The organism is Marivita sp. (genome assembly GCF_017643905.1).
GTDB lineage: Bacteria > Pseudomonadota > Alphaproteobacteria > Rhodobacterales > Rhodobacteraceae > Marivita.
On sequence record NZ_JAEPMO010000050.1, the window covers coordinates 1 to 17375 of the forward strand.

Consider the following 17375-nt stretch of genomic DNA (forward strand, 5'->3'; position numbering starts at 1 on the left):
CATCGGCGGCGGCGTTGCCGGCGCCAAACTGGCAATGGCGATGGCCCACGCCTTAAAGAAACGTAGTCGACCAGCCACGATTCACCTGATCGACAACGCCACCGCGCTGTCGGCGCTGCCCGAAAAAAGCGCCCATAAATTGCGCGACGCGATGAAGTCGCTCAACATCATCTTGCACGAGAACACCCAGATCACCCATCTTGGCAAAGACACGATCATCCTCGACGACGGCAGAAGCATCACGGCCCAATTCGTCACGGGCGCCGCAGGGGCACGCCCTTATCCTTGGCTGGCCCAGACCGGCCTGACCACACATGACGGATTTCTGAACGTCAACGACCGTCTGCAAACCAGTGATCCGCGCATCTTTGCCGTCGGTGACTGCGCGCACATGTCCCACGCCCCACGGCCCAAGGCGGGCGTCTATGCCGTGCGGCAAGCCCCTGTTCTATTTCACAATCTCGCCTCCTCTCTCTCGGGTGGTCCGCTCAAGACCTATGTGCCACAGAAAGATTACCTGAAGCTTATCTCGCTCGGGAAAAAGTCGGCGCTTGGTGATCGCTTCGGCCTCACATTCATCGGCCCTTGGGTCTGGGATTGGAAAGACCGCATCGACCGCAAATTCATGGACCAGTTCGACAAACTGCCCAAGATGCCCACACCGCCCCTGCCCTATCCCCGCGCCAAGGGGGTGCAGCAGGCGATGGGCCCGAAACCGCTCTGCGGTGGGTGCGGCGCAAAACTGGGCCGCGATGCGCTGTCGAAATCCCTCGCCACGCTGAAACCCGTGCAGCGCAACGACATCACACCGCTTCCCGGTGACGATGCAGCCCTCCTGCTTACCGGCGGCGCGCGGCAGGTTTTCACCACCGACCATCTGCGCAGCTTCTGGGCCGATCCCGCCGTCATGGCGCGCATCGCAACCCATCATGCCCTGGGCGACATCTGGGCGATGGGCGCGAACCCGCAGGCCGCAACCCTGTCGATCACTCTGCCACGCCTGTCGGAACCCTTGGCCGAACGCACCCTGACCGAGATCCTGACCTCGGCTCAGACCATCCTGCAGGACGCGGGTGCAGATATCGTCGGCGGCCACTCCACGCTGGGCGACGAGTTGACCATCGGCCTCGCCGTCACCGGCCTGCTTGACCGCGATCCGATCACGCTGGGCGGCGCACAGGACGGCGCGGCGCTGATCCTGACCAAACCCATCGGCACCGGCGTGATCATGGCCGCGCTCATGTCCGGCAAGGCGCGCGGCGCAGATGTCGCAGCCGCGCTGGACGCGATGCAGCAGGGCCAGAAATCCGCAGCCCAAACCCTACGCGACGCGGCTCAGGCGATGACCGATCTTACCGGGTTCGGGCTTGCCGGGCACACACAGAACATCTGCGCCGCCTCCGGCCTTGCCGCGACCCTGACGCTCGACACCATTCCGCTCCTGCCCGGCGCATTGGACCTGTCGGAACGCGGCGAGCATTCTTCGCTTTACGACAACAATCGCGCCGGATTTTCAAACATCCCAGACAGCCCGCTGACACGCCTGCTTTTTGATCCGCAAACCGGCGGTGGGCTGTTGGCGGCTGTTCCGGCGGATCAGGCGCAAACCCTGATCGACAAACTGCACCAGAACGGTCACCCCGGCAGCACCGTCATCGGCCATCTGCACACAGGTCCGGTCGGTCAGATCTCCATCGCCTGAAGCACCGCGGCGACCTGCGCCGCCACGTGTTCAAGATGCGAGGGCGTCAGCCCATCCGCCGCAACCTGCGCAATGACATTGGGGGCCATCGCCTTCATCGACTTGGCATAAGCCAGATCGTAATGGTCCTCCATCAGCGACCGCGTGAGCGCCCGCTTGTCACCCACCGCACTCAGCCCAATCCACTGCGCAACCAAAGCCTCGCCCCGATGCGCCTTGAGTGGGGCCAGCCGTGCGTGCAGTCTCGGCCGATCCGACAGAATGTCGTCATAGGCCCGCAGCAAATACTCCGTCCGCGCCTCCAATGGCGCTGTCACCTCGATCCACGGCGCCACCTTCATCCCGTCCCAAAGTGACGGCGGCACAAGGATCTGCCCGATCTTGCTGCTTTCCGCCTCCACCAGAACGGGCCGCCCCAGATCAAGTCGGCACAGCACCCCCGCCAAGGCGCTTTCAAACGCCTTCTGCGACGGCTGCTCCCCCATCGACCCCAATAGCGATCCACGGTGGTTCGCCAACCCCTCAAGGTCGATCACCTGCACGCCCCGCGCCGCCAATAGCGGCAAAAGCTCTGTCTTGGCCGTACCGGTATAGCCGCCCAATTGCACGAACCGGAACGGCAGCGCCTGATCGTGCAGCATCTCCACAACCAGCCGCCGATAGGTTTTGTACCCGCCCTGAACCACGTCAGACCGCCAGCCGATTTCCTTGAGCAGCCACGCAAACGACCCGGACCGTTGGCCGCCGCGCCAGCAATAGACCAAGGGTCGCCAACCACCGTCATGATGGGACAAAGATGTTTCGATATGGTGAGCGGCATTGCGAAACACCAAAGCCGCACCAATCTTGCGCGCATCAAACGGGCTGACCTGTTTGTAGATCGTACCCACCCGCGCCCGCTCCTCATTGTCGAGAACCGGCAGATTGATCGCACCGGGCACATGATCTTCGGCAAATTCCGCAGGGCTGCGAACGTCGATCACGGTATCGAACCCGTGGTCGAGCAGGTCATTCAGGCTGGAGGGGATCAGCGGCATGGCCTCTAGCGCAAAAGCCCGATCAACTCGTCCGACAGCGCCACCAGCGCCCGGCCCTGCGCGTCAGTGACCGCAGCCGCCGAGATCTCGGCAATCGGCACCGAGATGGCAAACCGTTCGACCCGCTCGCGCGGGCGTCCGTCCACGGCACTCACCGCAGCCTGCCCAGTGATCTCGAACACGCCTGAAACACTGGCCAGCATCCGGTCGATGCGCACATCCAGCCGCGCCGACGGGCCATCCAGCAGCGGCCAAGGCTCTGCGGAAACTGTCGCTGTGCTCCGGTCGTCCAGCAATTGCGCCAACGTACCCGTGACCGCGCGCGCCGGATCATCCGCCCAGACCGCGTCCCCCAAGGGCCGCAACGCGCCGCCCTCGTCGCGCACGAGGATCTCCGCTCCTGACGCATGGCTGGGCAGCGACACGTCACGCAACTCGACACTCTGCACCGACACGCGCGTCTCGGCCCCGGTCGCCACCGGCGCGTCGATCAGGTAACGCGCGCTGTCGGCTGATCCACAGGCCGCCACAGGCAGCGCGACCAAAACCGCCAGAGCCCGCATGTTCATCTGCATCATCCCACTCGTCCTTCCTCAGCGCCCGAAGATCAGCGAATTGGGGCTGCGCTCGATCGCGCGCGCCAGTTCGGAAATCGACTTCGCTGCATTCTGTACCTCGCGCAGCGCCGCCAGCGTCTGCGTATTGAAATCCGACCGTTCCCCATAAGACCGCACAACGGCCTCGGTCTCGGCCACCAACCGCTCCAACCGGGCGGTCAACTGCGGCAGGTCCTCAACCGACTCCGCCACCGACCCGGCCGCATCCGACGCCGATTGCAGCGTCGCGTTCAGGTTCTCAACCACGCCCCCTTCACGCAACTCGGCCAAGGCCAGCCGCATCTCGGTCAGCGCGTCGTTGATTGTACCGGGCAGTTCCAGCGTGTCCTGCGACCCCACCAGCGCATCGACCCGGTTGAGCGTGCTCGTCGCACTGTCCACAAGCTCTTGCAATTCCAGCTCTTTCGCCGTCGTCGCCACCGCTTCAATCTCTGTCAGCAACTCGGGAATGTCGCTCTCGGTGATCTGCCGCAGGTTCGCTGTGAGCGCGGGCGCATCCTGCGAGGCCACGCTGATATCCGCCATCGCCCGGTCCAGATTGCGCAGCGAGGATCCCAGCGCCTGCACCGCACCTTCGGCCCGCACATCCGCCACGATGGTCCGCACATCCTCGATCGCCGCAGTCACCGCTGCCGGGATGCCCTGCACCGCCTCCTGCGCGATCAGCGCATCCACCCGGTTCAACGTCGCCGTGGCGCTGGCCACCAACTCGTCCAGCTTCAACTCCTGCGCGGTCTGCGCCACGCTCTGCAATTCGGCCAACACCGCCGGAATGTCCTCTTCCGTCAGCTTGGCAAGGTTCTCGGCCAACGCCGGAGCCGATTGCGACGCCGCGTTGATCCCCACCATCGCCGCATCCAATTGCGCCAAAGCACTGTTCAAAGACGCAACCGCCCCACCCTGGCGCACCTCGGCCACCAGCGCCGTCAGGTCGTTCACCGCCGCTTCGATCTGCGCCGGGATCGCCTGGATCGCCTCGTTGCCGACCAGCGCGCGTGTGTCGTCCAGCAGCGCCACGGCCGATCCCGGCACGCGCTGCAAATCCTCGTTCCGCGCCAATTGCTCGACCGCATCCATGAGGCTGATCGCCTGTTGCATGACCTCTTCAATGGGCAGCGCGTTGATCCGCTCAAGCACACCTTCGGCGGTGGCCGTAAAGTCCGACAGATTGGATTCGATACTGGGCAGGCGCGGCGGCTCACCGTCAACTTCGGTCAGCCGCGCAGCAGGCGCGTCATCCAGCACAACAAGCTCGATCCGCAGATCACTGCTCAGCAGGCTTTCCGTCGCCAAACGCGCCCGCATCCCCGTCTCGACCGCAAAACGGAAGAAATCGACCGTCTCCTCTGGGGTGGTCTCCGGGGGCAAGCCCATGCGCTGCGGGTCGATGGCCACGTTCACCAGCAAAGACAGCTCTGGCCCGAACTGAGTCTCGATCACCCGAGACCGCAATTCGGTAACGACCCCCACTTCGAGGCCCTGATAGGTCACGTCGTCGCCTGCTTCCAAGCCGTTCACCGACTCCGAAAACTGGACCGCGAAGGACACGCCCTGCGATGGCCCGCGCACCAGGGTGTTGCGGCGGGCGTCTTCCTCTTCCTCGTAAAGCGTGAACACGTAGCCGGGGGGCAACGGCTGCCCGTCTTCGTAGACATCATCAAAAGACACGCCCCCTGTGACCAGCGACGCAAGGCTGTCGAAATCCACCGAAAAACCCGCTGTACCGAACGACAGCTCGAACCCGGACGTGTCCCAAAAACGCGTTGCCTGCGTCAGCCGCGTATCATGCGGCGCGTCGATGAACGCATCAACCAACACCGTGCGCCCATCCGCAGAAAGACGCGGAGCCTCCAGCCGCCCCACCTCGACACCGCGAAAAAGCACCGGCGATCCATAGGAAATTGTCGTGCCATCATCCGTCGCCAATGTGATCCGCCGACCGGGTCGCCCCGGCTGGTTCAGCGGCGGCGTTTCCGCTCCGGCAAACCGCTGCGTTACTGCACCCGGCATGTTGTCCCAAGCGCCTTCGATATACACACCCGACAAAACCGTCGACAAACCGCTGATCCCACGCGCCGACACTTCAGGCCGCACCACCCAGAACGTCGCCTCGTCGTCGATGAACGGTGCAACATCATTGTCGACACGCACATAGACCAGAACCTGGCCCAAATCCGAGGTGAACCGCACATCCTCGACGGTTCCGACCACCACGTCGCGATAGCGCAGGGTTGTTTCTCCAGCCACCACGCCCGATGCGTTGCGAAACGCGATCTCGATCAACGTCCCGCGATCTGAATAGTTCTGCCACGCGATGCCAAGCGATACGCCCAGCGCCAGCAGCGGCACCAGCCAGACAAAAGACAGGTTCCGAAACAGCGACTTGCGCGGTGCGGACACCTTCATATCTGCGGGGGTCGGATCGCTCAAACCGGTTTTCCTTCAGGCGCGTCCCAGATGAGTCTGGGATCGAAGCTATTGGCCGAAATCATGGTGAATGCAACCGAAAGAGCAAAACTCACGGCCGCGATTCCGGGATTGATGGATGCGACAAAATTGAGCTGCACAAGCGCAGACAGGATCGCCACGACAAAGACGTCGATCATCGACCAACGGCCAATGAATTCGACCACTTCGTACAGGTGAAAATGGCTCGCGGTGCCGGGTTTTCCACGCTGAATCCGGATTGCAAGATAGGCAATCGCAATGAACTTGCTGACCGGAATGATGACCGAGGCGAAAAACACGATCAACGCAACACCATAAGAGCCGTGATCCATCAGCTCGAACACACCGCCGACAATCGTGCTCTCCTGCGTATTGCCAAAGGTCGTGGTCCGCAGCATCGGATAGACATTGGCGGGGATGTACACGACCATGCCCGCAAAGAGCCATGCCCAGACCCGCTGCAGGCTTGTCATGTCCCGGCTGACCAGCCGCTTTCCACACACCGTACAGGTCTCTGTTCCCAGTTGGTAAACATGGCCGCATTCGGCACAGCCCACCAACCCCGCAGCTCGCGCCGTCAGGACGGGCTGCGCGCGTTCAGCGTTTGCCATACCGTCACCCGACACATGAAATTATCCTTGAGAACCGTGATGATCACCAGCCCCACGAAGGCCCAGAAGGCGGGGCCAAGCGTCACCTGCGCCAACCCTGCAACCTTCACCAGCGCGACCGCCACGCCAATGATGAACACCTCCGCCATCGCCCATGGGCGGATATGTTCGGCGAATTTGAACACCGACCGCGCATGTTTCGCGGGTGCCCAACCCAATGCCATTGGCGCAAACACATAAATCAGCGCCACGAACCGCGTGATCGGCAACACCACGATCAACGCCGCCACGGCGAAGGACAAAGGCAGCATGAGCCCGTCCGAGAACGCAAGAATGGCGTCGAAAACCGAACTTTTCCGACCCAGCCCATGGGTGCTCAATTCAAGAAATGGAAAGAACACCGCAGCGATCATCAGGATCAGAGCCGTCATCGACAGCATGACGATCCGTGTCATCGCGCCTTCGCGCGGCGCCATCAGAACAGTGCCACACCGCACACATCTGGCCTGAGCGCCGATATCGACTTGCGGCACCCGGTGCAGCCCGTCGCATTTGGGGCAAGCGATCATGTCGGACAGTGAGTCGGTCATTTGGCTGTGATACGCCATCCGCGCGGGAGGTTACAGGAGCTTGCTCAGAAGACGCGCGCGCCTGTCCTTTTGTTCCCCAAACATGATCAAGGTTTGAGCAATGCGGCGACACCCTTGCACTCTACCTGACTGTCCTGTCTGCCTCGACGTGCCTTTGGCGCGAAGGGAAGGCCGTATCTCAGAACTAGCTGAAACGCGTTAAGAAACACTTTCCAGAAACGATAAATTAAATAGAAGAGTAACCTATTTTCGATACATTTTGCCGAAGAAAAAGCAGCCTACAGCCATCGTATCAAAGCGTACGGTTCGCAAGGTCCAACCGTACGGGTCATCGCTGCGCGGTTTGCCAATCCGGATGAATCCACGGCTCACGATTGTCCGACGGCAACGGCGTTTTGCCCAAAATGTGATCCGACGCCTTTTCTCCCACCAGAATTGACGGCGCGTTGAGGTTGCCATTGGTGATCCGCGGAAAGATCGAACTGTCCGCAACCCTCAGATTTTCCACACCAATCACCCGCGTTTCGGGATCGACGACCGCCATCGGATCGGTGCGCGCCCCCATCTTGCAGGTGCCACAGGGATGATAGGCGCTTTCGGCATGTTCACGGATGAAATCATCAAGATTTTCATCACTTTGCGCGTCATCGCCCGGTTGGATTTCGTGCTTGAAATAAGGTTTGAACGCATCCTGCCGGAAGATATCCCGGACCAGCCGGATACCCTGCCGAAAGTCGATCCAATCCTCCAAGTAGCTCATATAGTTGAAGAAAATACGAGGATCCTCCTTCGGATCTCCCGACCGCAGAGTGATCTCCCCCCGTGACGGCGATCGCATCGGCCCCACATGGGCCTGAAACCCGTGCCCTTCGGCGGCTGTCTTGCCGTCATAACGCACTGCAATCGGCAAGAAGTGGATCTGCAGATCGGGATAGTCGACGCCTGCCCTCGACCGAATAAATCCAGCACTTTCAAACTGGTTAGAAGCTCCCGGTCCGGTTCTGGTTAGAAGCCAGCGCGCGCCGACATAGGCTTTGCCCAGCAGGTTCCAGTATTTGTAGAGGCTCACCGGCTGGCTCGCCGCGGCCTGAACATAAACCTCAAGATGATCCTGCAAATTCTGCCCCACGCCGGGCCGATCCGCGATCACCTCAATGCCGTGTTCCTGCAAGTGCCGGGCCGGGCCAATCCCCGAAAGCATCAACAATTTCGGGGAGTTGATGGCCGATGCTGCAAGGATCACTTCAACATCTGCACGGATCACCTTGATCTGTCCCGCCTCTTCGATCTCAACACCAATGGCGCGCCCGTTCTCGATCACAACCTTGCGCGCGAACCCCCTGACAACATGACAGTTTCCGGTCTTCAACGCAGGTCGCAGATACGCCTTGGCGGCCGACCATCGCTCGCCCTGCCAGACCGTCATGTCGAACGGCCCAACCCCCTCTTGCTGGTGCCCGTTGTAGTCGCCCGTGATGTCGTAGCCCGCCTGAGCACCCGCCTCGACAAAGGCACGGGTCAACGGGTTCTCGCGCGCACCTCGAGTGATGTGGAGCGGCCCACCGGTTCCCCGCCACTCCGGATCGCCACCATGTCCACCTGAATGCCAATTCTCAAGCCGCTGAAAATAAGGCAGAACATCAGCATATCCCCAGCCGGCGGCGCCCTGATCGCGCCAATGGTCATAGTCGCGCGCATGACCCCGCACATAGATCATGCCGTTGATTGACGACGAGCCCCCAATTACCTTGCCACGCGGACAGGCCAGACGCCGACCACCAAGATGTGGCTCAGGCTCAGTCCTGAACCCCCAGTCATAGCGCTTCATGTTCATCGGATAGCTCAGGGCGCCAGGCATCTGGATGAACGGTCCGGCATCGGTCCCGCCGTGCTCGATCACGGTCACGGAACGGCCCGCTTCGGACAAACGGTAGGCCAGCGCACAGCCCGCTGAGCCAGCGCCTACGATGACGTATTCAGATTTCATTTCAGTGCCTTAGAATGGGGCCTCAACGTCGCCCATGCGGACGAAGACGGATTTCAGTTCGCTGTAATGGTTGATTGCAGCCTTGGAGTTTTCGCGCCCGACGCCCGACATTTTTGTCCCGCCAAAGGGCGCTTCGACCGGAGCATCGTTGTATGAGTTAATGAAACACGACCCCGCCTCAAGCTGCGCAATTACACGATGCGCGCGAGACAGGTCGCGGGTGAACACACCGGCGGACAGACCGAATTCCGTGGCGTTTGCGCGGGTTATCGCCTCTTCTTCGGTGTCGAAATCAAGCACCGCCATGACGGGGCCGAAAATCTCTTCGCGGGCGATGATCATGTCGTCGGTAACATCTGCAAAAACCGTGGGTTGCAGGTAGAAGCCATCGCGGTCGAGACGTTTGCCGCCGGTGACCAGACGCGCCCCTTCCTTTTCACCTTTTTTGATGTAATCGAGGACGATGTTCATCTGTTTTTCAGAAACCATCGGGCCGAAATTTGTGGCTTCATCCAACGGATCGCCAATCACGGCCGTGGAAAGGCGTTCCGTCAGGCGTTTCAGAAACGCTTCCTTAATCCCTCTCTGCACAAATACCCGCGTCCCGTTCGAACACACCTGACCAGAGGAGTAGAAATTACCCAGTATCGCCCCCCCGACCGCGTTCTCGAGATCCGCATCGTCAAAGATCACCAACGGTGACTTTCCACCCAATTCCATCGTCACGTGTTTCATCTGCGCGGCGGCAGCTGCATAGACTTTCTTACCCGTCGGCACGGATCCGGTCAGGGATACTTTCGCAACCCGTGGGTCTGTAACGAGGGAGGCCCCAACTTCGCCAAGCCCTTGAACCACGTTGTAAATACCTGCAGGGAGCCCCGCCTCGTACAAAATCTCGGCCACCTTCAAAGCGCAAAGCGGCGTCATCTCGGAGGGTTTGAACACCATGGAATTCCCGCACGCCAGCGCAGGCGCGCCCTTCCAGCAGGCAATCTGGGTGGGATAGTTCCAGGCACCGATGCCAACGCAAACGCCCAAAGGCTCGCGGCGGGTGTAGACCCAGTTTTCGCCCAGCTGGATATGCTCTCCGGTCAGGCTACCCGCCAGCCCGCCGAAATATTCGAATGCATCCGCCCCGCTGGTGGCATCCACTGCGATGGTTTCCTGATAGGGTTTGCCGGTGTCATGGGTTTCGAGCACCGAAAGGTCGTGATTGCGCTCGCGCATGATGTCAGCGGCCCGACGCAGGATGCGCCCGCGTTCGGTCCCTGACATGGCGGCCCATTGCTTCTGCGCGCGATGTGCGGCGGCAAGCGCCTGGTCGATGATTGCCGGGGTTGCGGCATGAACGAGGGCGATCTGCTTTCCCGTAGCAGGATAAATCACGGGAATCGGCGTGCCGCTCGTGTCTTCGACATAGGCACCGTCGATGAAATGACTGGCTTTGGGCTGTGTGTCGTAGCTCATTTCGCAGGCTCCCTGTCCGCGTGGGTGATTTCGTGGTCAAGCATCGTGAGCACTTGGCGGGTTGCCTCTTCGCCCGAAGAGGCACCCCGGCTCAGCGCTTCGCGAAGGTACAAGCCGTCGATCAGCCCCGCGATGCGCAATGCGACTTCTGCCACACGCGGACCGACCACAGGACGCAAATTGTAGACGAGGTTGGAATGCAGACGGCGTTGGTAAACGCCCAACAAGCGCCGTGCCTGTTCGTCAGATTGCGCCAGAACGTAGAAATTCAGCCACGCGGAAACCACTTCGCGCCGAAAGTTCGAGCGGGTGAACCCGGCGCGGATGATCGCTTCGGTGCGCGCACGCGGTCCCTTGGCCATCGCAAGGGCACCTCGCACCTCGGCCCCGTACAGACTGAGGGTATGGCGCATGGCCGCGAGAAAGATTTGATCCTTGCCGCCGAAATAGTGATGCGCCAGCGCCGAGGACATGCCTGCACGCCGGGCGATCTGTGCGACGGTCACGTCCAGAGACCCCACATGCCCGATCTCGGCAATCGTGGCTTTTACCAGCGCCTCACGGCGTATAGGCTCCATCCCGAGCTTCGGCACGTTCGACTCCGAAAATAAATGTTTGACGTCCGGGACCGTATGGCGTTTTTAATTGACTCGTCAATCAACAAAAATAACCGACCTCTGTCAGGGAGACTTACCAAATGATGAAATCTACCATTTCCGTTCTGGCGATTTGCGCGGCGGGCGCTGCTGTGGCTGATTGCGACACCGTGACCTTTTCCGATGTGGGCTGGACCGACATCACCGCCACAACGGCAGCAACCACGGTCGTGCTCGATGCCTTGGGGTATGAGACTGATATCAAGGTGCTTTCGGTTCCGGTGACATACACCGCATTGGCTGAAGGTGACGTTGACGTGTTCCTTGGCAACTGGATGCCGACCATGGAGGCCGACATTGCGCCCTATCGCGACGCGGGCACCGTCGACACCGTGCGCGCAAACCTTGAAGGCGCGAAATACACGCTTGCCACGAACAAGGCCGGGGCCGATCTGGGCATTACCAGCTTTGCCGCCATTGCCGCACAAAAAGATGCGCTGGACGGCGAAATCTACGGAATTGAGCCCGGCAATGATGGCAACCGCCTGATCATGGACATGATCGCAGCGAACGCCTTTGACCTCGAAGGGTTCGAAGTTGTCGAAAGCTCGGAACAGGGCATGCTGGCGCAGGTTGCGCGGGCCGATGACCGTGGTGAGCCGGTGGTGTTCCTTGGCTGGGAACCGCACCCGATGAACGCCAATTTCGAAATGACCTATCTTGAAGGCGGCGACGACTGGTTCGGCCCGAAACTGGGCGGTGCGACTGTCTTTACCAACACCAGCGCCGGTTTTGTCGATGCCTGCCCGAATGTGGGTAAATTGCTGACCAACCTCGAATTCACGCTGGCCATGGAAAACGAGATCATGGGCGCGATCCTGAACGACGGGGCCGAGGCGCGCGATGCGGCAATCGCGTGGCTGCAGGCGAACCCGGATGCTTACATGGGTTGGCTCGACGGCGTGACCTCGAAGGACGGCGGCGATGCCGTTGCGGCGGTGAAAGCCGCACTTCAGTAACCGGAACAGGGCGGCGTCAGGCCGCCCTTCCATTACCTGCGACAAGGACCCATCATGGACTGGTTGACCGAGAACAAGATCCCGGTGGGGCAAGTCGCCGGAAAAGCTTTTGACTGGCTTGAAAGCAATGGCGCGTTTTTCTTTGACGCGCTGTCGGACGCGCTTGAGGCAATGATCGACGGCTTTCTGTGGCTGCTGCAAACGCCGCATCCGCTGGTGATCATAGGGCTGTTCGTGGCGCTGACCTACTACCTGCAACGCAGTTGGAAAGTCGCGCTCTTTGTGGCGCTTGGGTTCCTCTTCATCATCAACCAGGGCTATTGGGAGGAAACGACCGAGAGTCTCACACTGGTTCTGTCGGCCTGTGTGGTTTGCATGGGCGTCGGCGTACCGATTGGAATCGCAGTCGCGCATCGCCCAAGGCTTTATGCATGGATGCGACCGGTCTTGGACCTGATGCAGACCTTGCCCACCTTCGTTTATCTTATTCCAGCCATTGTGTTTTTCGGCATCGGTATGGTGCCCGGCCTGATTGCGACAGTGATTTTCGTCCTGCCCGCGCCGATCCGTTTGACGCATCTTGGCGTGAGTTCCACCCCGCTTCCTCTGATCGAGGCGGCAGAGGCGTTCGGGGCCACGAAATCGCAACTGCTGTGGAAGGTCGAGCTTCCTTCGGCGCTGCCGCAGATCATGGCCGGGTTGAACCAGACCATCATGCTGTCGCTGTCGATGGTGGTGATCGCGGCTCTGGTGGGCGCGGACGGGTTGGGCGTGCCGGTGGTGCGGGCGCTCAATCAGGTGAACACGGCACGCGGGTTTGAGAGCGGTTTCGTGATCGTCGTGGTCGCCATCATCCTTGACCGCATGCTGCGGATGGAACGCCAGAAATGAGCGATACACGCGTCGAATTCGACAATGTCTCCATCGTGTTTGGGGACAAGCCGCACTCTGCGCTGCCGCTGATGGATGCCGGGCAGGACCGGGGACAAATCCAACGCGACACAGGGCAAGTTCTTGGTGTGCATAACTGTTCGCTCAACGTGGCCGAGGGCGAAATCCTTGTGCTGATGGGCCTGTCCGGATCAGGCAAATCCACGCTGTTGCGGGCGGTGAACGGGCTGAACCCCGTCGCGCGCGGCTGTGTGCGAGTGCATGATGGCAAAGGCTTGGTCGATGTCACCCATGCCAGCTCCGACGCGCTGCGTACCATACGGTTGCGTCATGTGGCGATGGTGTTTCAGCAGTTCGGCCTTTTGCCATGGCGGTCCGTTCGGGAGAACGTCGGTCTTGGGCTCGAACTGGGCGGCCAGTCCAAGGCTGACCGGAATGCGCAGGTCGAAAAGCAATTGGCCCTTGTCGGTCTCACCGATTGGGCCGACCGCAAGGTCGCGGAATTGTCCGGCGGGATGCAGCAGCGGGTTGGCCTCGCCCGCGCCTTTGCCACTGATGCGCCGATCCTCCTCATGGACGAACCGTTTTCGGCGCTCGACCCGCTGATCCGTACCAAACTGCAGGACGAGTTGCTGGAACTGCAGCAACGGCTGAAACGGACGATCATCTTTGTCAGTCATGATCTGGACGAAGCGTTCAAGATCGGCAACCGGATTGCCATTATGGAAGGCGGGCGGATCGTGCAATGCGGCACCCCGCAAGAGATTTTCCGCAATCCATCGAACGAATACGTGGCCGATTTCGTCAAGCACATGAACCCGTTGGGCGTGCTGCGGGCGCGCGACGTGATGCGTGCGGAAACCCCACTTTCCGGGGCGTTGCCAGTTGATGCCGATGCACGCGTTCAGGAGGTCATGACGACGCTGGTCAGCAGCGAGACAGACCTTGCTGTGATGGAGGGAGACAGGCCAATCGGTGTGATCGGCAAGAACGATGTTCTGACCTACCTGTCCGATCCGACTGGCGCAGGAGCGATGCCCCAAGCTTGATATCCAGGGCACCTGAAAAGCTGCCTCCACGCTACATTTTTTGTTCGCCCCTCTTGCTACGTATTCAATTTTCATTATATGTGCTCCAAGCAAGGAGGGCTCAGACATGACACCCAAGGTCACAGGTTTTTTCGACGACGCCACCAATACGATTTCCTACGTGGTTCAGGACCCGCAAGGCAGCGCCTGCGCGATCATCGATAGCGTTCTGGATTTTGACTACGCCTCCGGCCGCACCGACACCAAATCTGCCGATGCGATCATTGCTTTCGTCAAGGAAAACAGCCTTGATGTTCAATGGCTTCTGGAAACCCATGTCCATGCCGACCACCTGAGCGCCGCGCCCTATCTGCAAGCGGCACTAGGCGGAAAGATCGGCATCGGTGACCGCATTCAGGTGGTGCAGGACACCTTTGGCAAGGTCTTCAACGAAGGCACCGAATTTCAGCGAGATGGCAGCCAGTTCGACAAGCTTTTTGTCGAAGGAGACAGCTTCCACATCGGGCAGATGCGCGCGGATGTGTTGCACACACCGGGTCACACACCCGCCTGCCTGACCTATGTGGTTGGCGATGCGGCCTTTGTCGGCGATACGCTTTTCATGCCGGATTTCGGCACCGCACGCTGTGACTTCCCCGGCGGGTCGTCCGAACAGCTTTACGACTCGGTGCAGAAAATCCTCGCCCTGCCGGACGAGACCCGCATTTTCGTGGGCCACGATTACAAGGCACCGGGCCGCGACACCTATGCGTGGGAAACCACCGTTGGCGAACAAAAAGCCAAGAACGTGCATGTTGGCGGCGATGCCACAAAGGACAGCTTTGTCGAAATGCGCAATGCGCGTGACGCGACGCTGGCGATGCCGAAACTGATCATCCCGTCGCTGCAGGTGAACATGCGCGCCGGGCAAATGCCGCCTGCGGACAAGGACGGCAAGGTTTTCCTCAAGGTTCCAGTAAACGGATTGTAAAGAAATGAACCCGGATTGGATTTATGGGCTGCTCGGCGGGATGCTGATCGGCACCGGCGGCGCGGTTTATCTGCTCGCCAACGGACGTATCATGGGTGCCAGCGGCATCATTGGCGGGCTTGTCGATGGCAGCGGGCGCAGCACGATGTGGGAGCGCATCAGCTTTCTGGCTGGTTTGGCGCTCATCCCGGTGGTGCTGCTCTCGTTTCTTGGACCGAAGGAGACTCACGCAACAGGCAACTTCGCGCTGCTGATTGCGGCAGGTTTGCTGGTCGGTGTCGGCACGCGACTGGCCAATGGCTGCACCTCGGGCCACGGCGTCTGCGGAATTTCGCGGCTGTCGCTGCGCGGTATCGTGGCCACCGTGTTCTACATTCTTGCCGGCGGTCTGACCGTCGTTCTGTTCCGCCACCTGCTGGGGATCATCTGATGCGCAACTATTTCGCTTTTCTGGCCGGTGGCCTGTTTGGTGCCGGGCTCTTCATCTCCGGCATGACCGACACCCGTAAAGTGCAGGGCTGGCTGGATATTTTCGGCAATTGGGATCCGACATTGGCCTTCGTCATGGGCGGCGCGATCATCCCGATGGCGATTACCTGGCGGGTTGCCGCGAAACGGCGCTTTGCGCTGACGGGCGACGCGATGCCACCGCCGCCCGAGCCAAAACTCGGCCGCAACCTTGTCATGGGATCGGTTCTCTTCGGCATGGGCTGGGGTCTGGTCGGTCTCTGCCCCGGTCCGGCAATCGCTTCGCTGAGCTATGGCGGGATCGAAGGGCTGGTGTTCCTGGGTGCCATGGTTGCCGGGATGAGCGCGATGCCCAGCCTGCGGTCTTGGCTGGACAGGCCCGCGACGGCGCAGTAAATCTCGGTCATGGATATTCGCCCCATCACGGACCGTTACAACGTGTCCCCGCAGATCGACCCCGAAGACGCCGCCGCCATCAAGGCGGCGGGGATCACAACCGTGATCTGCAATCGACCGGACGCCGAAGTGCCACCATCGCATCAATCAGATACGATGCGGATCGCGATGGAGGCGGCCGGTCTGCGCTTTGAAGTGTTGCCGATCACGCATCAGACGATGACCCCGGACCGGGTTGCGCAGCAGGCTGATCTGGTTGGATCCTCCGACGGTCCGGTTCTGGCCTATTGCGCCTCGGGCACGCGCTGTTCGATCCTGTGGGCTCTGAGCCAGGCGGGCCAGCAAAGCGCCGATGAAATCCTCGGTGCCGTGGCACGGGCGGGCTACGACCTGTCTGGCCTGCGCCCCACGCTTGACGCCGCAGCCGACGCGCAGCGCTAACCGTCAATCTGGTCCGACGCCGCCGGGAGACCGGCGGCAATATCGTTCAGCGCCATGTCCAGCGATCCCCCATAGTCCAGCTTGGGTAAATCTGGCCCAACAGGGACAAGTGCCGTCGCAGTTTGCAGCGCGTCTGCTTGCGCCGGTCGCAGGTCGGGTTTGTGAAGCGGAGACTCCCCACTTCCGATGCGGATTGCGCGGAAGCCGTTCATCTGCCCCAGCTTACCCCGAGCCACGATGTCCCCCCCGGACAGGGTCAAAGTGGCCGATGACGTTGCCCCGGGCGAGAGCGTCAGCACATCTCCTGGGCGGAGTGCCTGTGCCCTGTCCAACGAGATGTGGATTCGCGTCAGGATCGCCTGCATCCGCACGGGCGCCAGCTTGAACATCGCTTCGTGTTTGCCGGGCTGCGCGATGGTGTCCAGCCCTTCAACATCAGGTGCCGGCTCTGGAAACAGAAACAGAATAGCGCCGCTGCGTGTGTCGTTGGCAAGGCTGACCTCAAACGTGGCGAGATGGTAGCTTTCGGCATCCAAGGCGAGCGCTGCGGCCTGAACATCCTCGACCAATGCGCCGAACCTGAAGTCCTGCAGATGCGCCAAATCCGGCTGCGTCGATAGCATGGACGCGAACCTGGGCAGCGCGGCGTCGATCAGCGGTGCCGTCATCGCGGCGTCGGTCTGTGTGTAGGGCCGCGGATCCGCCGGAAAGCGTGTGACCCGACCTAACGTCTGAATGTCGATCAGGCCCGTGACGAGATCGCGATCAAAGGCCGCCAAGCCCCGTCGTCCCTGATCATGTTCAAGGATCACCAGAAGACGGTCGTCACCGATATGGCGGGTGACCCGCTCAACCGGCAGAATGTCATCACCGGTCGGACGCGCCACCAGCGTCAGGCCCCAAAGTGCATCTGCCGCAATCGACAAACCCCGCCCCAACGCGCGGGACAGCGACCATCCGCCACCGCCCAGCGCCTTGCGCTGCGCCTGTACCTTGCGCTGCAACACTGTTCCTGTGGCATCGTCGGTCATGATTTGCCGTAACCCCCATGGCTTTTGTTCCGGTTATCGCCGGAATTGGTTACCA

General features: G+C 60.9%; 17 protein-coding genes. 8 read left to right on the forward strand and 9 right to left on the reverse strand.

Features of this window, described 5'->3' with window-relative positions; translation table 11 throughout:
* Positions 1 to 1702: selenide, water dikinase SelD (gene selD, locus JJ869_RS09700; RefSeq protein WP_292266603.1), on the forward strand; the 1702-nt coding region annotated here is incomplete at its 5' end.
* Here the strand turns inward: selD and mnmH are convergent.
* The 8 genes from mnmH to betI all read right to left on the reverse strand — a co-directional run bounded on the left by mnmH (position 1684) and on the right by betI (position 11052).
* Positions 1684 to 2739 (reverse strand): tRNA 2-selenouridine(34) synthase MnmH, encoded by a 1056-nt coding sequence (gene mnmH, locus JJ869_RS09705; protein WP_292266605.1) that lies wholly within the window; start codon positions 2737 to 2739, stop codon positions 1684 to 1686. The two genes, selD and mnmH, sit on opposite strands and share 19 nt — an antisense overlap.
* A 5-nt stretch (positions 2740 to 2744) precedes the next feature.
* A complete protein-coding gene (locus JJ869_RS09710) occupies positions 2745 to 3317 on the reverse strand; it encodes a PqiC family protein (protein ID WP_292266607.1) in 573 nt (190 codons plus the stop codon).
* A 15-nt stretch (positions 3318 to 3332) separates the two neighbouring features.
* Positions 3333 to 5786 carry an MlaD family protein gene (locus JJ869_RS09715; protein WP_292266611.1) on the reverse strand — a complete coding sequence of 818 codons (2454 nt, stop codon included), beginning with the start codon at positions 5784 to 5786 and terminating at the stop codon, positions 3333 to 3335.
* Positions 5783 to 6415 carry a paraquat-inducible protein A gene (locus JJ869_RS09720; protein WP_292266614.1) on the reverse strand — a complete coding sequence of 211 codons (633 nt, stop codon included), beginning with the start codon at positions 6413 to 6415 and terminating at the stop codon, positions 5783 to 5785. The genes JJ869_RS09715 and JJ869_RS09720 overlap by 4 nt, the downstream gene beginning before the upstream one ends.
* Positions 6382 to 7005: a paraquat-inducible protein A gene (locus tag JJ869_RS09725; RefSeq protein WP_292266617.1), complete on the reverse strand. Its 624-nt coding sequence runs from the start codon at positions 7003 to 7005 to the stop codon at positions 6382 to 6384. The genes JJ869_RS09720 and JJ869_RS09725 overlap by 34 nt, the downstream gene beginning before the upstream one ends.
* Before the next feature lie 328 nt (positions 7006 to 7333).
* Positions 7334 to 8992 carry a choline dehydrogenase gene (betA, locus tag JJ869_RS09730; RefSeq protein ID WP_292266619.1) on the reverse strand — a complete coding sequence of 553 codons (1659 nt, stop codon included), beginning with the start codon at positions 8990 to 8992 and terminating at the stop codon, positions 7334 to 7336.
* Positions 8993 to 9001: 9 nt separating this feature from the next.
* Positions 9002 to 10459: a betaine-aldehyde dehydrogenase gene (gene betB, locus JJ869_RS09735; RefSeq protein ID WP_292266621.1), complete on the reverse strand. Its 1458-nt coding sequence runs from the start codon at positions 10457 to 10459 to the stop codon at positions 9002 to 9004.
* The gene (gene betI / locus JJ869_RS09740; protein ID WP_292266623.1) at positions 10456 to 11052 is read right to left on the reverse strand and encodes a transcriptional regulator BetI; all 597 of its coding nucleotides are present in this window, start codon (positions 11050 to 11052) and stop codon (positions 10456 to 10458) included. The genes betB and betI overlap by 4 nt, the downstream gene beginning before the upstream one ends.
* Positions 11053 to 11159: 107 nt before the next feature.
* On the opposite strand from betI, the gene choX reads away from it, so the two are divergent.
* The 7 genes from choX (at position 11160) to JJ869_RS09775 (ending at position 16289) form a co-directional block, all read left to right on the forward strand.
* Entirely contained in the window at positions 11160 to 12074 is a 915-nt protein-coding gene (choX, locus tag JJ869_RS09745) for a choline ABC transporter substrate-binding protein (protein ID WP_292266654.1), read from the forward strand.
* A gap of 54 nt (positions 12075 to 12128) precedes the next feature.
* The gene (gene choW, locus JJ869_RS09750) at positions 12129 to 12965 is read left to right on the forward strand and encodes a choline ABC transporter permease subunit (protein ID WP_292266625.1); all 837 of its coding nucleotides are present in this window, start codon (positions 12129 to 12131) and stop codon (positions 12963 to 12965) included.
* Complete coding sequence (gene choV / locus JJ869_RS09755) at positions 12962 to 14014, forward strand: choline ABC transporter ATP-binding protein (RefSeq protein ID WP_292266627.1); 1053 nt, start codon at positions 12962 to 12964, stop codon at positions 14012 to 14014. The genes choW and choV overlap by 4 nt, the downstream gene beginning before the upstream one ends.
* Positions 14015 to 14120: 106 nt before the next feature.
* On the forward strand, positions 14121 to 14984 hold the full coding sequence (locus tag JJ869_RS09760) for an MBL fold metallo-hydrolase (RefSeq protein ID WP_292266630.1): 864 nt from the start codon (positions 14121 to 14123) through the stop codon (positions 14982 to 14984).
* 4 nt (positions 14985 to 14988) lie between these two features.
* The gene (locus JJ869_RS09765) at positions 14989 to 15414 is read left to right on the forward strand and encodes a YeeE/YedE thiosulfate transporter family protein (RefSeq protein WP_292266632.1); all 426 of its coding nucleotides are present in this window, start codon (positions 14989 to 14991) and stop codon (positions 15412 to 15414) included.
* Positions 15414 to 15848 carry a DUF6691 family protein gene (locus JJ869_RS09770; RefSeq protein ID WP_292266635.1) on the forward strand — a complete coding sequence of 145 codons (435 nt, stop codon included), beginning with the start codon at positions 15414 to 15416 and terminating at the stop codon, positions 15846 to 15848. Before JJ869_RS09765 ends, JJ869_RS09770 begins: the two co-directional genes overlap by 1 nt.
* Before the next feature lie 9 nt (positions 15849 to 15857).
* A complete protein-coding gene (locus tag JJ869_RS09775) occupies positions 15858 to 16289 on the forward strand; it encodes a TIGR01244 family sulfur transferase (RefSeq protein WP_292266637.1) in 432 nt (143 codons plus the stop codon).
* Here JJ869_RS09775 and JJ869_RS09780 read toward each other — a convergent pair.
* On the reverse strand, positions 16286 to 17320 hold the full coding sequence (locus JJ869_RS09780) for a FliM/FliN family flagellar motor switch protein (RefSeq protein ID WP_292266638.1): 1035 nt from the start codon (positions 17318 to 17320) through the stop codon (positions 16286 to 16288). The two genes, JJ869_RS09775 and JJ869_RS09780, sit on opposite strands and share 4 nt — an antisense overlap.
* Positions 17321 to 17375: the final 55 nt, after the last annotated feature.

Excerpts from the sequence above, each read along its gene's own strand:
- mnmH (WP_292266605.1), bottom strand. The coding sequence starts at position 2,739 with ATGCCGCTGATCCCCTCCAGCCTGAATGACCTGCTCGACCACGGGTTC.
- JJ869_RS09710 (WP_292266607.1), bottom strand. The coding sequence starts at position 3,317 with ATGATGCAGATGAACATGCGGGCTCTGGCGGTTTTGGTCGCGCTGCCT.
- JJ869_RS09720 (WP_292266614.1), bottom strand. The coding sequence starts at position 6,415 with ATGGCAAACGCTGAACGCGCGCAGCCCGTCCTGACGGCGCGAGCTGCG.
- JJ869_RS09725 (WP_292266617.1), bottom strand. The coding sequence starts at position 7,005 with ATGACCGACTCACTGTCCGACATGATCGCTTGCCCCAAATGCGACGGG.
- betA (WP_292266619.1), bottom strand. The coding sequence starts at position 8,992 with ATGAAATCTGAATACGTCATCGTAGGCGCTGGCTCAGCGGGCTGTGCG.
- betB (WP_292266621.1), bottom strand. The coding sequence starts at position 10,459 with ATGAGCTACGACACACAGCCCAAAGCCAGTCATTTCATCGACGGTGCC.
- choX (WP_292266654.1), top strand. The coding sequence starts at position 11,160 with ATGAAATCTACCATTTCCGTTCTGGCGATTTGCGCGGCGGGCGCTGCT.
- choW (WP_292266625.1), top strand. The coding sequence starts at position 12,129 with ATGGACTGGTTGACCGAGAACAAGATCCCGGTGGGGCAAGTCGCCGGA.
- choV (WP_292266627.1), top strand. The coding sequence starts at position 12,962 with ATGAGCGATACACGCGTCGAATTCGACAATGTCTCCATCGTGTTTGGG.
- JJ869_RS09760 (WP_292266630.1), top strand. The coding sequence starts at position 14,121 with ATGACACCCAAGGTCACAGGTTTTTTCGACGACGCCACCAATACGATT.
- JJ869_RS09765 (WP_292266632.1), top strand. The coding sequence starts at position 14,989 with ATGAACCCGGATTGGATTTATGGGCTGCTCGGCGGGATGCTGATCGGC.
- JJ869_RS09770 (WP_292266635.1), top strand. The coding sequence starts at position 15,414 with ATGCGCAACTATTTCGCTTTTCTGGCCGGTGGCCTGTTTGGTGCCGGG.
- JJ869_RS09775 (WP_292266637.1), top strand. The coding sequence starts at position 15,858 with ATGGATATTCGCCCCATCACGGACCGTTACAACGTGTCCCCGCAGATC.
- JJ869_RS09780 (WP_292266638.1), bottom strand. The coding sequence starts at position 17,320 with ATGACCGACGATGCCACAGGAACAGTGTTGCAGCGCAAGGTACAGGCG.